At 72.6% G+C, this 12847-nt stretch carries 13 protein-coding genes and 1 pseudogene; 4 read left to right on the forward strand and 10 right to left on the reverse strand.

The features are described from left to right. Both ACWGKQ_RS46915 and ACWGKQ_RS46920 read left to right on the forward strand, forming a co-directional pair. On the forward strand, window positions 1-765 hold a 765-nt coding region (locus ACWGKQ_RS46915), incomplete at its 5' end, for an SDR family NAD(P)-dependent oxidoreductase (protein WP_453298230.1). 94 nt (window positions 766-859) lie between these two features. Further along, complete coding sequence (locus ACWGKQ_RS46920; RefSeq protein ID WP_453298231.1) at window positions 860-1276, forward strand: nuclear transport factor 2 family protein; 417 nt, start codon at window positions 860-862, stop codon at window positions 1274-1276. A gap of 117 nt (window positions 1277-1393) precedes the next feature. Here the strand turns inward: ACWGKQ_RS46920 and ACWGKQ_RS46925 are convergent, their stop codons facing one another. From ACWGKQ_RS46925 to ACWGKQ_RS46955, 7 genes are all read right to left on the reverse strand, one after another. Next, window positions 1394-2092, reverse strand: a complete 699-nt coding sequence (locus ACWGKQ_RS46925; protein ID WP_453298255.1) for a LuxR C-terminal-related transcriptional regulator — start codon at window positions 2090-2092, stop codon at window positions 1394-1396. A 145-nt stretch (window positions 2093-2237) separates the two neighbouring features. After that, window positions 2238-2897: a response regulator gene (locus ACWGKQ_RS46930; RefSeq protein WP_453298232.1), complete on the reverse strand. Its 660-nt coding sequence runs from the start codon at window positions 2895-2897 to the stop codon at window positions 2238-2240. Continuing rightward, complete coding sequence (locus tag ACWGKQ_RS46935) at window positions 2894-3856, reverse strand: sensor histidine kinase (protein ID WP_453298233.1); 963 nt, start codon at window positions 3854-3856, stop codon at window positions 2894-2896. The genes ACWGKQ_RS46930 and ACWGKQ_RS46935 overlap by 4 nt, the downstream gene beginning before the upstream one ends. Further along, a complete protein-coding gene (locus ACWGKQ_RS46940; RefSeq protein WP_453298234.1) occupies window positions 3763-4233 on the reverse strand; it encodes a DUF7134 domain-containing protein in 471 nt (156 codons plus the stop codon). Before ACWGKQ_RS46940 ends, ACWGKQ_RS46935 begins: the two co-directional genes overlap by 94 nt. A 49-nt stretch (window positions 4234-4282) precedes the next feature. Then, window positions 4283-5107, reverse strand: a complete 825-nt coding sequence (locus tag ACWGKQ_RS46945) for an ABC transporter permease (protein WP_453298235.1) — start codon at window positions 5105-5107, stop codon at window positions 4283-4285. Then, complete coding sequence (locus ACWGKQ_RS46950) at window positions 5107-6036, reverse strand: ABC transporter ATP-binding protein (RefSeq protein ID WP_453298236.1); 930 nt, start codon at window positions 6034-6036, stop codon at window positions 5107-5109. The genes ACWGKQ_RS46945 and ACWGKQ_RS46950 overlap by 1 nt, the downstream gene beginning before the upstream one ends. A 212-nt stretch (window positions 6037-6248) precedes the next feature. After that, complete coding sequence (locus tag ACWGKQ_RS46955; RefSeq protein WP_453298237.1) at window positions 6249-7442, reverse strand: serine hydrolase domain-containing protein; 1194 nt, start codon at window positions 7440-7442, stop codon at window positions 6249-6251. A 276-nt stretch (window positions 7443-7718) separates the two neighbouring features. Between ACWGKQ_RS46955 and ACWGKQ_RS46960 the strand changes: the two genes are divergently transcribed. Further along, window positions 7719-9395, forward strand: a complete 1677-nt coding sequence (locus ACWGKQ_RS46960) for an RNA polymerase sigma factor (protein ID WP_453298238.1) — start codon at window positions 7719-7721, stop codon at window positions 9393-9395. Here the strand turns inward: ACWGKQ_RS46960 and ACWGKQ_RS46965 are convergent. Further along, on the reverse strand, window positions 9392-10069 hold the full coding sequence (locus ACWGKQ_RS46965) for a glycerophosphodiester phosphodiesterase (RefSeq protein ID WP_453298239.1): 678 nt from the start codon (window positions 10067-10069) through the stop codon (window positions 9392-9394). The two genes, ACWGKQ_RS46960 and ACWGKQ_RS46965, sit on opposite strands and share 4 nt — an antisense overlap. Before the next feature lie 44 nt (window positions 10070-10113). Next, window positions 10114-11311: pseudogene (locus ACWGKQ_RS46970) on the reverse strand (adenosine deaminase). A 37-nt stretch (window positions 11312-11348) separates the two neighbouring features. On the opposite strand from ACWGKQ_RS46970, the gene ACWGKQ_RS46975 reads away from it, so the two are divergent. Continuing rightward, the gene (locus ACWGKQ_RS46975; RefSeq protein WP_453298240.1) at window positions 11349-12017 is read left to right on the forward strand and encodes a DUF4190 domain-containing protein; all 669 of its coding nucleotides are present in this window, start codon (window positions 11349-11351) and stop codon (window positions 12015-12017) included. 141 nt (window positions 12018-12158) lie between these two features. Here ACWGKQ_RS46975 and ACWGKQ_RS46980 read toward each other — a convergent pair whose 3' ends face one another. Then, window positions 12159-12722, reverse strand: a complete 564-nt coding sequence (locus tag ACWGKQ_RS46980; protein ID WP_453298241.1) for an NADAR family protein — start codon at window positions 12720-12722, stop codon at window positions 12159-12161. Window positions 12723-12847: the final 125 nt, after the last annotated feature.

Here is a 12847-nt window from a genome sequence, read left to right on the forward strand (position 1 = left end):
GACGGCAGGGGCAGCCGTCGGCGCACCGCACCGGCGCATCCGCACCGTTCCCAGGAGCATCTGATGTCCGAAAACCCCAACACCCCCAGGGTCGCCGTCGTCGTGGGCGGGGCCGGCGCCATCGGCGGCGCGATCGTGCGCGAGCTGACAGGGCGCGGCTTTGTCGTGCGCGTCCTGGACCGCGCCGGCGACATCGCCTGCGACCTGTCCGACGCCGACGACGTCCGGGCGGCCGCCGGCCGCGTGCTGGCCGAGAACGGGCGGTGCGACGTGCTGGTGCACGCGGCCGCCGCCACCGACCTGATGGACGTGGAGACCGTCGACCTGGACGCCTGGCGCCGGGTCCAGGCGGTCAACGTCGAGTCCGCGGTACTGCTCGCCCAGGCGTTCGTGCCCGGCATGCGGGAGCGCGGCTTCGGCCGGATCGTGCACATCGTCTCCGACACCTTCTGGAAGCCGCCGAGCCCGGACCTCCTGGCGTACGTGACGAGCAAGGGTGCGCTGATCGGCCTCACCCGTTCGCTCGCCGCCGCGCTCGGGCGGTACGGGATCGCGGTGACCGGGGTGGCGCCCGGTCTGACCCGGACCGCGTCCACCGCGTACCAGCCGGACGCCGCCTTCGAGGCCTCCCAGGCCGGGCAGGCGCTGCCCCGCGCGCTGACGCCCGAGGACGTGTCGGCGACCGTCGGCTTCCTGGCGAGCCCCGAGGGCGAGGCGCTGACGGGCCAGATCCTGACCGTGGACGGCGGCGGCCTCTTCACCTGAGCCGCGAACCGCTTGACTTGTGTGGCTAGCCAAGTAATTATGTGGCTAGCCACATTTTCGCGTGGCCCACTTCGCATCACGATGGGAACGAACCATGAGCGAGACCCTTTCCGCTGCCGACCTGGTGCGGCGCAGCCTCGACATCTTCCTCTCCAAGGACATGAAGGCCTGGGCGGACCAGTGCGACGAGAACGTCGTCGTCGAGTTCCCCTTCGCCCCCGAGGGCAGCCCGACCCGGCTGGAGGGCCGGGCGGCCGTCTATGAGTACCTGAAGGGCTACCCCGACCTCATCGACGTGCACCGGATCACGTCGGCGACCATTCAGGCGACCGACGACCCGGACACGGCCGTCGCCGACTGGACCGTCACCGGCCGGGTGCTGGCCAACGGGAACCCGTACGACATGAGTTACGCGACGTTCGTGACGTTCAAGGACGGCAGGATCGTCAAGTACCGCGAGTACTGGAACCCGTTGGCCTTCATCAAGGCGCTGGGCGGCGAGAGCTTCTGAGCGTTCCGCTGAATGTGCCGTCTGCCGTCTGCCGTCTGCGGCGCCGTCGTGGCTGGTCGCGCCCACGCGGCGGAGCCGCAAATGGGCACAGCCCCGCCCCCTTCGGGGCGCTGCCGCTCAGGCCGCCGGCCGGATCAGTCCCGACTCGTAGGCGAAGGTCACCGCCTGTACCCGGGCCCGGGCGCCGATCTTCGCGAGGACATTGCTGACGTGGGTCTTCACGGTGGTCGGGGCGATCGACAGCCACTCGGCGATCTCGGCGTTGGTCCAGCCGGCGGCCACGGCGATCAGGACGTCGCGCTCGCGCCCGGTCAGGGCGCCGAGTCCCGAGGTGCGGGGGAGGGGGCGGACGGTGTGCTGCTGGCGGACGGCGTCGATGAGCGCGCGGGTCAGACCGGGCGTGATGACGGCGTCGCCGGCGGCCACCACCCGGATGGCCGCGGTCAGTTCGGCCGGGTCGGCGTCGTTGAGCAGGAAGCCGCCGGCGCCCGCCCGCAGGGCCGCCCAGGCGTCCGCCTCCTGCCCGGCCGCGGTCAGCACCAGGACCCGGGAGCCGGCCGCCGCCGCACCGGTGAGGTCGGGGGTGCGGGTCCGGGCGGCCGGGCGGGTGATGTGCCGGATGGTGTCGATGGCGCCGGCCCGGGACAGCTGGCTGTCCATCAGGACGACGTCGGGGCGGAGCGCGGCGCTCGCACGGATCGCCTCGTCCCCGTCCGCCGCCTCCCCGACGACCGTCAGGCCGGGCTCGGCGGCGAGGAGCATACGCACGGCGAGGCGCTGGAGGGATTGGTCGTTGACGACGAGTACGGAGACCATGCCTGTCTTCTCCATGCGAGGTCCGTTCCCTGAACGAAACAGTTTCGTTCACATGCTACGCCTGGAGCCGCCGTACCGGGAGAGGGGGTCCGGTTACTTGGTCCGGTTGCTCGGCCCGATTGCTCGGCCCGGCTACTTGGCCCGGCTACTTGGCCCGCACCAGTCCGGCGTCGTACGCCGTGATCACTGCCTGGATCCGGTCGCGCGCCCCGATCTTGGCGAGGACCCGGCCGACGTGCTTCTTCACGGTCGACTCGGTGAGGACCAGGCGCTCGGCGATCTCGGTGTTGTTCCAGCCCCGGCCGATCGCGACCAGGACCTCGCGCTCGCGGTCGCTCAGCGAACGCAGCCGGGGGTCCTCGACGGCCGACGCGGGCGCCAGGACCCGGTGGGCGTAGGCGTCCAGGAGGCGCCGGGTCAGCGAGGGGGCCACCACCGCGTCGCCGCTCGCGACCGCGTGGATGCCCGCGACCAGTTCCTCGGGCCGGGTGTCCTTGAGCAGGAAGCCGCTGGCCCCGGCGCGCAGCCCGTCGTACGCGTACTCGTCGAGGTCGAAGGTGGTCACGATGAGGACGCGGGTACGGCCGCCGGTGGCGACGATCCGCCGGGTCGCCTCCAGCCCGTCCATGCCGGGCATCCGGATGTCCATGAGGACGACGTCGGGCCGCAGTTCGGCGGCGAGCCGCACGGCCTGGGCGCCGTTCTCCGCCTCCCCGACCGGCTCCAGACCGGGGGTGCCCTCCAGCAGCATCCGCACGCCCATCCGCTGGAGCGGCTGGTCGTCGGCGATCAGTACGGTCGTCACGGCTTCTCTCCCGGAGCCGGAGGTACGGAGGGCACGTCGAGGACGACGTCGACCAGCCAGCCGGGGCCGTCCTCGCGCGGTCCGGCGACGACCGTGCCGCCGTACATCGCGGCCCGCTGCCGGATGCCGACCAGGCCGTGCCCGGTACTGCCGGTGGTGCCGGTGGAGCCGCCGGACGGCTCCGGCGGTGCGCCGGTGTCCGCGACCCCGACATGCACCCTGCCCGGCGCGACGGCCACCGTCACCTCGGCGGACGCCCCCGGACCCGCGTGCTTGAGGGTGTTGGTCAGCGACTCCTGCACGATCCGGTAGACGGTGAGCTGGACACCGTCGCCCAGCGCGTCCGGGTCGCCCATCGTCCGGTACGTCACCGGCAGCCCCGCCGCCCGGACCCGGGCCAGCAGCGGGTCCAGGTCCCCGATGCCCGGCTGCGGCGCGAGCGGCCGCTCGTCGTCGGCGCCCTCGCGCAGCACGCCGAGGACCCGGCGCAGCTCGCTCATCGCCTGCCGGCCGGTGTCGCCGAGGATCCGCAGGGCCTCCGCGGACCGCTCGCCCCGGTTGCCGGCGAGGACCGCCGCGCCGTCGGCGACGCTGACCATCACCGAGAGGTTGTGGCCGACGATGTCGTGCATCTCCCGGGCGACCCGGGAGCGCTCGGCGGCAGCGGTGAGCCGGACCCGCTGCTCCTGCTCGATCTCCAGCTGCCGGGCGCGGTCCTCCAGGGCCGCCAGATAGAGCCCCCGGATCCGGACCGTCAGGCCGACGGCGACCGCCGCGGTCAGCGAGCCCAGCAGGAAGAAGGTGCCGAGCAGCGGATGGTCGATCGGTGCCAGGACGTTGGCGCCCAGGGCCAGCGCGCCGACGCTCAGCCCAGCACGCGCAGGGAGCCGTTGCGGGCCAGGGTGTAGAGGGCGACGAGCGTGGCGATGCCCGCCCGCAGCCAGACCCCCGCCGACCACTCGACCAGGTTCACGGCGAGGATCGTGAAGTACACGACGGCCGGGGCCCGGCGACGCCACCACAGCGGAAGGACCAGCGCGGCGATGAAGGCGCACAGGACGCCGGTCGGCAGCCTGTCCGGGGTGGCCGTGTGCGCGAAGGGGGAGTTGTGGTCGACCATCAGCAGGTCGGGCAGGCTGATCAGCAGCATGAACAGCACCAGCGCGGTGTCGAACAACCACGGATGCCGCCGGTCCAGCAGCCGCCGGCGGCTGCGGTCGCGCAGCAACCGGCCCAGCAGGGGATGCGCCCAGGCCGCGTCGAACCCGGGGGACGGCGTGCTCGCCGTCCCCCGGGCGGTGTCCCCGGCGGCTGCCGCGCGGTGCGGCGTACTCATGCCGGCCATTGTCCTCGGCTCCAGGGGTGTCTCGTGTGCCGGGCCCGGCTCAGACGTCGTTCCTGACCAGCCGGTACGCCGCCGCGGCCAGGGTCAGGGCCACCCAGCCGGCGAAGACGGCGATGCCCGCGCCGGGCGAGAGGGCGTCGGAGGACTGGTGCAGGGCGTACACCGCCTGGCCCGCGTTGCTCGGGAAGTAGGGGCTGAGGGTGTCGTACCAGGAGTCCGGCAGCAGCGAGGCCAGCCCGGGCAGGATGAGCAGGATGCCGACCAGGGAGGCGATGGCCCCGGCGGAGTTGCGCAGCAGCAGGCCCAGGGCCACCCCGAAGACGGCGACCAGGGCGAGGTAGAGGCCGGCCCCGGCGAGGCTGCGCAGCACCCCGTCGTCGCCGAGCGACAGGGAGATCTTCTCGCCGTCCAGACCGGGCGAGCCGAGACCGAACGCGGCCAGCGCGCCGAGGGTGGCGAGGAGCAGCGCGATCGGGCCGATCACGGCGGCCTTCGACCACAGCACCGGCAGGCGGCGCGGGACGGCGGTGAGCGTGGACCGGATCATGCCGGTGCTGTACTCGCCCGCCGACAGCAGCACCCCGAGCACGCCCACGGCCAGCGACGCGAACGTCACGCCGGTCAGGGCCAGGCTGACCGCGTCGCTCGTGCCGCTGCTCCGGCCGGGCGGGCCGCCCGCCGTGGCGCCCGGGCTGTAGGTGTAGCTGGCGATCGTCCCGAACAGGACCAGCAGGAACACGGCGACCGCGAGGGTGATCCAACTGGAGCGCAGCGACCAGAACTTGGCCCACTCCGAGCGCAGCACCCGGCGGCCGGACACCTTGTACGTCGTCGGGCGGGCGGTGGCGATGCTGGTGACGGTCATCAGGCTGCCTTTCGCGCGGTGCCGGCCGGAGCGCTCTGGTACTCGACCACGTCCCGGGTGAGGTCCATGAACGCCGTCTCCAGGGAGACGGCCTGCGGGGTGAGTGCGTACAGCGGTACGCCGTGCTGGGCGGCGATCGTCCCGATCTCCCGGGCGTCCCGGCCCGCGACCAGCAGTTCCTCGGCGGACGAGGAGGTGATCGTGACGTCGGGTCCGGCCAGCAGCGAGCGCAGCCTGGCGGGCTCGGCGGTGACGACCTTCACGCCACCGCCGCCCGCCTCCCGGGTGAAGTCCTCGACCGTGGTGTCCGCGAGCAGCCTGCCCCGCCCGATGATCACCAGGTGGTCGGCGATCAGCGCGGTCTCGCTCATCAGGTGCGAGGAGAGCATCACGGCCCGGCCCTCGTCGGCGAGCCCGCGCAGCAGGTTGCGCACCCAGAGCACGCCCTCCGGGTCGAGGCCGTTGACCGGTTCGTCGAGCATCACGATCGCCGGGTCGCCGAGCAGCGCCGCGGCGATGCCGAGCCGCTGGCCCATGCCGAGCGAGAAGGCGCCGACCCGCTTGCCGGCCACGCTGGTCAGCCCGGCCAGCTCGATGACCTCGTCGACGCGGCCGCGCGGAATGCCGTGCGTGTACGCGAGCGCCATGAGGTGGTTGCCCGCGCTGCGCCCCGGGTGCACGGACTTGGCCTCCAGGAGGGTGCCGATCTCGTGCAGGGGCGCGGAGTGCCCGGCGTAGGAACGGCCGTTGACGGTGACCGAGCCGTGGGTGGGGGCGTCGAGGCCGACGATCATCCGCATGGTCGTGGACTTGCCCGCGCCGTTGGGGCCGAGGAAGCCGGTCACCTCGCCGGGCTTCACGGTGAAGCTCAGACGGTCGACGACGGTCTTGTCGCCGTATCGCTTTGTCAGTTCGCGCGCTTCGATCATGGAGCTGGGCCTTCCTGCCTCGCACTCGGCCGCGGTCGGTCGGTCTCGTCGCGGTGTCTGCTGTCGAAGGTAGGAGCGGCACGGCCCCGGGCCCTGGGACCCCGGGGGAATCTTCGGCGGGGGACTGGTACCGGGGTACCAACGGCCGGTCATCCCCACGGTCTACGGCACGCCGACCGCCCTCACCTCGGGCGCCATCTGCACCGGAGCGCTCACCCTGACCCCCGGGTGAGCGCGGCGAGCGCGATCCGCTCGGCGACCGGGTTCATCTCCTCGCCCTTCGCGTCGGTCGAGCCGACCGAGTAGACGAGGGTCCGGCTCAGGTCCCGGGTCCCGGCGATGACCGCGCTGTAGCCGTACCGGGAGCCCGACTTGAGCCAGTACACCTGGCCCTCGTACGCGAACCGCTGCAACCCGGCGCTGTAGGTGGCCCCTTCGATGTCGGCCGGGACCGTGAACATCTCCTCCAGCTGCGGTCCCGGCGGCACGATCCGCCCCCGGAAGAGGGAGGTCAGCAGCCGTTCCAGGTCGGCGGTCGTGGAGATCATGTCCCCGGCCGCGAACCGGTCCGCCTGGTTCCACTCCGTGACGTCCACGAACTCCGTCGTCCCGTCGGCCTTCGTCACCTTCTGGTAGCCGTGGTTGTGCGGGCCGCGGATGCGCGGGTCGGTGCCGGGGAAGTAGGTGTCCCGCATCCCGGCGGGCCGCAGCACCAGCCGTTCGGCCACCGAGGCGTACGACCGTCCGGTCACCTTCTCGATCAGCAGCCCGAGCACGGTGTAGTTGATGTTGAGGTAGTCCTGCCGAGTGCCCGGCGCGAACTCGGGTCCCTTCGCCACCGCCGACCGCACGACCTGCTCCGGGGTGATCGTGTCGAAGCGGTGCGCGTACTGCGCCTCGAAGGAGTCGCCCCAGCCGTCGCCGGCCTGGATGCCGCTGGTGTGGTTGAGCAACTCCCTTACGGTGATGGGCCGGAAGGCCCGGGTGAACAGGCCCGGGAGGTAGTGCTGGACGGGCCGGTCCAGGTCGATCCGCCCCTGCGCGGCCAGCTTCAGCACCACCGCCGCCGTCACCACCTTCGTCGTGGAACCGGCCCGGAAACGGGCGTCCGGGTCCGCCGCCCGGCCGCTCGCCAGGTCGTGCACGCCCGCGCTGCCGCGCCAGACGCCGTCGGTACCGCCCACCCGGACGAGCGCGGCGGTGGCGTCCGCGTCGGGCAGCCCGGCGATCGCGGCGCGCAGCGCTTCCGCGTTCGGGCCGGTGGTGGGGGTGGTGGCCGTGGTAGCTGTGGCGGGCGCCGGGGCGGTGGCGAAGGCGGGGGCGGCCAGTGGGCCGGCCGCGAGGGCCAGGGAGACGGCGGCGGCGAGGGCGGCGGCGAGTGCGGTGCTCCGGGTGCGGACACGCATGCGTGGGCTCCAGGGGAGGGGACGGGGGCAGGGACCCGGTCATCCTCCGGGGGCGCGGTGGCCGGCCGGATCGTCGGCGGGGAGGGCTGTCGCCCTGAGCCGCCCCTCAGCAACTGGACCTGAAAATAAGGGAGTTGCAAGGGTTCAGCCCTTAGGGGCCGCGGGCGGCGAGGAGCCCGGGACGAAAAAAGTGTTATCCCGGAACCCTCCACTCCGTCTCCACACTGTGATCCCCGACATTGCCAAGGCCACCGCTCCGGCTGAGAAGGTGCGGTTATGAGGACGGACGTGCAGGGGGCGCGGCAGTGGCGGGCCACCGTCGCGGCCGCGCAGGCGGGCGACCGGCGTGCGCTGGACGAACTGGTCGAGGGCTGGCTGCCGTTGGTCTACAACGTGGTCGGGCGTGCTCTCAACGGTCACGCCGACGTCGACGACGTGGTCCAGGAGACCATGCTGCGCGCCGTCGACAACCTCGGCACCCTGCGCGACCCGGACAGCTTCCGGTCCTGGCTGGTGGCCATCGCGATGCGGCAGGTCCGGGACCGGGCACGCCGCAGGCAGGACCGGAAACTGGACGAGGCGGTCCCGGACGGCACCGCCGACTTCGCCGAACTCACCGTGCTGCGGCTCCAGTTGGCGGGCCAGCGCCGGGAGGTCGCGGAGGCCGTGGGCTGGCTGGACGCCGAGGACCGGCAGTTGGTGTCGCTGTGGTGGCTGGAGGTCTCCGGCGAACTCACCCGGCGCGAACTGGCGGCGGCCGTCGGCATCAGCCGGCAGCACGCCGCCGTCCGCGTCCAGCGGCTGAAGGAACGGCTGGAGACCTCGCGCGGCATCGTGCGCGCGCTGGACGGGGCCTGCCCCGAACTGCGCGAGCTGACCGCCCGCTGGGACGGGCGGCCCGACTCCGTCTGGCGCAAGCGGCTGGCCCGGCACATCCGGGGCTGCGGCTACTGCGGCGACACCCGCGACTCCGTCGTACCGGCGGAACGGCTGCTGGTCGGGATCGCGCTGGTACCGGTCCCGGTCGGCTTCACGTTGTCGCTGGCGCTCGGCGGAAAGACGGCGGCCGCTGCCGCGACCACGTCCGCGGGCTGGTCGGCGAAGGTGCTGGGCGCGCTGACCAAGCCGGCGGTGGCGGTGGCCGCCGGGGCGACGATCGTGGCGGGCGGCGCGTATGTCGTCGTGCAGACACCGCATCACCCGGCACCGCGGACCGCCGTGTCGCCGACGGCGGCGGTCACGCGTGCGGTACCGCAGGCGCCGGTGGCCACTCCCTCGTCGTCCCCTGCCACCTCGCCGTCCCCGTCGGCTTCGGCGAGCGCGGCGGTCTACGGATCGGTCGTCGACGCGGTCGACACGGCGCCGGACCCGGACGCGAAGCCGGGTGCGCTGCCGCATCGGCCGGAGGCCGGGATCAGCAGTACGGGCGGGGCACACGCCGTACTGAACCACCGCGGGGACAGTGTCACCCTCTCCGGACAGGGCTATGTGCTGGTCCGCTGGCAGATCTCACCGCAGTACCGGGCCGGGAGCCTGGTCATGCCGTCCTGGACCGGGCTGAAGGGGAAGATCTTCCATGTGGCGTCCGGGGGCGGGCGGCGCATGGACGACCGGGTGAGCACGACGGACACGACCGCGACGGGGATGGGGAACTCGGCGGTGGGGTATGCGGTGCTGCCGTCGGGGGCTCAGCAGATGTGGCAGAACGAGTACTTCTATGTCGACGGGAGTGTGACGCTCACGCAGAACGAGCGGGGGGCCGACTACGGGCTGGGCGTCTTTCCGTCGTCGTGGGACGCGGTGGAGAAGGATGTGCTGTACGGGCCTCCGGAGGGGGCGACTCGGTATGGGCTGGTGCGGGACGACGGGGAGGATTCGGCGCCGGTTCCGCAGTATGTGACGCGGTCTGTGCCTGCTGATGCGGCGACGGTGGCTCAACGGTCGCGGGTTTAGCGCAGGGTGTTGAGAAGGTCCACCCTGTTCGTCGTGATCGAGTCGACGCTCATCTCCAGCAGGCGGCGCAGGGAGCGGCGGGTGTCCGGGGTCCAGCAGGAGACCAGGTAGCCGGTGTGGTGGACGTGTTCGACCAGTTCGGGATCGAGCAGGCTGAAGCGGTAGTTCAGGTGGCGGGGGCGGATCGCGTCCAGGAGTGCGGGGCGGGCCGGCGCCAGGGTCTTGCGGGTCAGGGCGATCTCGGCGGACGGGTCGGCCGCCCGGACCGCCAGCATCGTCATCGCGTCCCCCGTGTAGTAGACGCGCTCCGCCGCACCGCACTCCCGGGCCACGGCCACGATCCTCGCCACCGCCCGCTCGCTCGGCTCCCCGGGCAGGTCGAGCATCACCCGGCTGCCCTCCGTCGCCGCCAGCGCCTCGGCGAGGGTCGGGACACCGCCCGAGGTGAGGCCGCGCACCTCGTCCGCCGACAGGGTGCGCAGCGGGCGGTCGTGCTCCCACAACCGCTTGAGCGTCTCGTCGTGCAGGAGCACGGGCACGCCGTCACGGGTGAGGCGCACGTCGGTCTCCACCGCGTCCGCGCCCAGGCGGAGCGCGGAACGCAGGGAGTCGAGCGTGTTCTCGCGGAAGCGGTAGAGGTCGCCGCGATGGGCCACGGCGGTCACGGTCTGCATGAGCCCATGGTCTCAGGGCGCCGCAGCGGTTTTGCAGGGGCTCGTCAGGGGGCGAGCCACGCCTTCGTGTACGCGTCGATCTCGGCCGAGATCCTCGCCTTGCCCGTCACGTCCAGGAAGGACGCCTCCACCGCGTTCTTCGCGAGGTCCGCGATGCCGCGCTCGTCAAGGCCGAGGAGGCGGGCGGCGACGACGTACTCGTTGTTCAGGTCGGTGCCGAACATCGGCGGGTCGTCCGAGTTGACCGTGACCAGGACACCGGCAGCCACGAAGTCCTTGATCGGATGTTCTTCGAGGGTGCGGACCGCGCGGGTGGCGATGTTGGAGGTCGGGCACACCTCAAGGGTGATGCGGTGCTCGGCGAGGTGGGCGAGGAGCTTCGGGTCCTGCGCGGAGCTGGTGCCGTGGCCGATGCGCTCGGCGCCCAGGTAGGTCAGCGCGTCCCAGACGGTGCCGGGGCCGGTGGTCTCGCCCGCGTGCGGGACGGAGTGCAGGCCGGCCGCGAGCGCCCGGTCGAAGTACGGCTTGAACTGCGGCCGGGGCACCCCGATCTCGGGGCCGCCGAGACCGAACGAGACCAGGCCCTCCGGGCGGACCCGGTCGTCGGTCGCGAGCCGTGCCGTCTCGTCGGCGGCTTCGAGGCCCGCCTCGCCGGGGATGTCGAAGCACCAGCGCAGCACCGTGCCGAACTCGGACTCCGCGGCCTTCCGCGCGTCCTCGATCGCGTCCATGAAGGCCCGCGCGTCGATCCCGCGCCGGGTGGACGAGAACGGGGTGATCGTCAGCTCGGCATAGCGCACCTGCTGGCGGGCCAGCTCACGGGCCACCTCGTAGGTGAGCAGCCGCACGTCCTCGGGCGTGCGGATCAGGTCGACGACCGAGAGGTAGACCTCGATGAAGTGGGCGAAGTCCGTGAACGTGAAGTAGTCGGCCAGCGCCTCGGGGTCGGTCGGGACCTTGGAGTCGGGGTGGCGGGCGGCCAGTTCCGACACGATGCGGGGGGAGGCGGAGCCGACGTGGTGGACGTGCAGTTCGGCCTTGGGCAGTCCGGCGACGAAGGCGTGCACATCGCGCGGGGCGGCGGGATCGGCGTGACGGTCGGTCAAGGGGTTCCTCCCCGGAACGGCGCGGGCCGCCTACGGCGGGGTACGGCCGTGGGGCCCTGCGCGGTGATCGGCTGATCGGTGACTCGGGGTCATCGTAGGCCGGGCCGGGGAGCCACGGTCGGCCGGGCCGTAGCATGACGGCGGCATGCGCGCAGGAGAGGGGACGTCGCACGATGGCTGACGAGGTGCCGGAGGTTCCGAAGGTACGGCTGGACAAGGCCGCCGACGAGGGGGAGGGGGCCGGGGCGGAGGCGCCGGTGCCGGGGCCGCCTTCGGCTCATGAGCAGCGGACGGTCGCGGCGATGCCCCAGGGCTGGGCCGATCCCTACGCGGCGCCGTCCGACACGCCGCCGGTGCCGCCCGCGAATCCCTTCGCGGCGCCGAGCCCCCATGCGCCGCCCAACCCCTACGCTCCGCCTGCGGCGCACCAGCCGCCCAGTGCGGCCGTGCCGCCACCGCCGATAGCCCCGAACGGGCCTGGTCAGGTCCCCTACGGCTATCCCGGCCAGTATCCCGGCCAGCCGTTTCCGCCGTACCCGGCGGGGCCCGGGGGGTACGGCGGCTGGCCCGGTATGCAGCCGGCGCCCGACAACGGGCTGGGGACGGCCGCCATGGTGACCGGGATCATCAGCGCGATCGGGTTCTGCCTGGCGCCGGTGGCTCTGGTGATGGGGGTGCTGGGCATCGTGTTCGGGTCGATCGGGCGGGCCCGGGTGCGGCGGGGCGTGGCGACGAACGGGGGGCAGGCGCTGGCCGGGATCATCTGCGGGTCGGCGGGGCTGGTGCTGGCCGCGGCGTTCATCACGCTGATCGTGGTGGCGGGGAGTCAGGGGGGCCAATAGCTCGGGTGGACCGGTTGTCGGTCGGGTGCGGCTGGGTGGGGGCCTTTCGCGCCCACGCGGCGGAGCCGCATGTCGATACAGTCCCGCGCCCCTTTACGTGGGACCAGTTCCGTCGGTCAGAAGCGCCACCCCCTCATCGTTCTACGCCCCCGCCACCCGCAACCGCTCCCGCGCCTCCATCAACGCGAACCCCAAAAGGTTCAGCCCCCTCCACCGGCTCGGATCCTCCGCCGCCGTATCCGTCGCCGCGAGGCCGATACCCCATACCCGGTCCACCGGGCTCGCCTCCACCAGGACCCGGTCGCCGGTCGCCAGCAGGAAGTCGCGTAGGGCGGCGTCGGCGGTGAACTTGTGCACGCTGCCCTCGGTGACGATCGCGAGGCGCTCCCGCTGCCATATCGCCTCGTCGAAGCCCCGGACCAGTCGGCCCGCCTTCTTCGCCTCGGCGGGGTGTGCGGCCGCCAGTATCGCCCGCTCCGCCTCCGCGTCGCCGAAGAGGCGGGCCTTTCCTGCCATCATCCAGTGCTCGGCGGTCGCGTACCCGACACCGTCGACCACGAAGCGTGACGGCCACCACTGGCTCAGGCAGCTCGCCGAGACCTGCCCGTCCGGCCTCGGCCGGTGTCCCCAGAAGTGCAGGTACCTGATCCTGGCCCCCGCCCGGACCGCCCTGATCAGGGCCTCCACAGAATCGATCTTCGCCATGCACGCCAGTCTGGCAGCCACCACTGACACTGCGTCCTGCCTTTTGCCTGCTGACTCGACACCTGGTCGACAGATTCCGTCGCGTAACCAAAAGGCAACAACGGAATCACTTGTTGGTCGCCCTC

The sequence above is a fragment of the Streptomyces sp. NPDC054770 genome, from assembly GCF_053611985.1.

What these genes read in the sequence shown, in the direction of transcription:
- ACWGKQ_RS46920 (WP_453298231.1), top strand. Translation starts at nt 860, where the DNA reads ATGAGCGAGACCCTTTCCGCTGCCGACCTGGTGCGGCGCAGCCTCGAC.
- ACWGKQ_RS46925 (WP_453298255.1), bottom strand. Translation starts at nt 2,092, where the DNA reads ATGGTCTCCGTACTCGTCGTCAACGACCAATCCCTCCAGCGCCTCGCC.
- ACWGKQ_RS46940 (WP_453298234.1), bottom strand. Translation starts at nt 4,233, where the DNA reads ATGAGTACGCCGCACCGCGCGGCAGCCGCCGGGGACACCGCCCGGGGG.
- ACWGKQ_RS46945 (WP_453298235.1), bottom strand. Translation starts at nt 5,107, where the DNA reads ATGACCGTCACCAGCATCGCCACCGCCCGCCCGACGACGTACAAGGTG.
- ACWGKQ_RS46950 (WP_453298236.1), bottom strand. Translation starts at nt 6,036, where the DNA reads ATGATCGAAGCGCGCGAACTGACAAAGCGATACGGCGACAAGACCGTC.
- ACWGKQ_RS46955 (WP_453298237.1), bottom strand. Translation starts at nt 7,442, where the DNA reads ATGCGTGTCCGCACCCGGAGCACCGCACTCGCCGCCGCCCTCGCCGCC.
- ACWGKQ_RS46960 (WP_453298238.1), top strand. Translation starts at nt 7,719, where the DNA reads ATGAGGACGGACGTGCAGGGGGCGCGGCAGTGGCGGGCCACCGTCGCG.
- ACWGKQ_RS46965 (WP_453298239.1), bottom strand. Translation starts at nt 10,069, where the DNA reads ATGCAGACCGTGACCGCCGTGGCCCATCGCGGCGACCTCTACCGCTTC.
- ACWGKQ_RS46975 (WP_453298240.1), top strand. Translation starts at nt 11,349, where the DNA reads ATGGCTGACGAGGTGCCGGAGGTTCCGAAGGTACGGCTGGACAAGGCC.
- ACWGKQ_RS46980 (WP_453298241.1), bottom strand. Translation starts at nt 12,722, where the DNA reads ATGGCGAAGATCGATTCTGTGGAGGCCCTGATCAGGGCGGTCCGGGCG.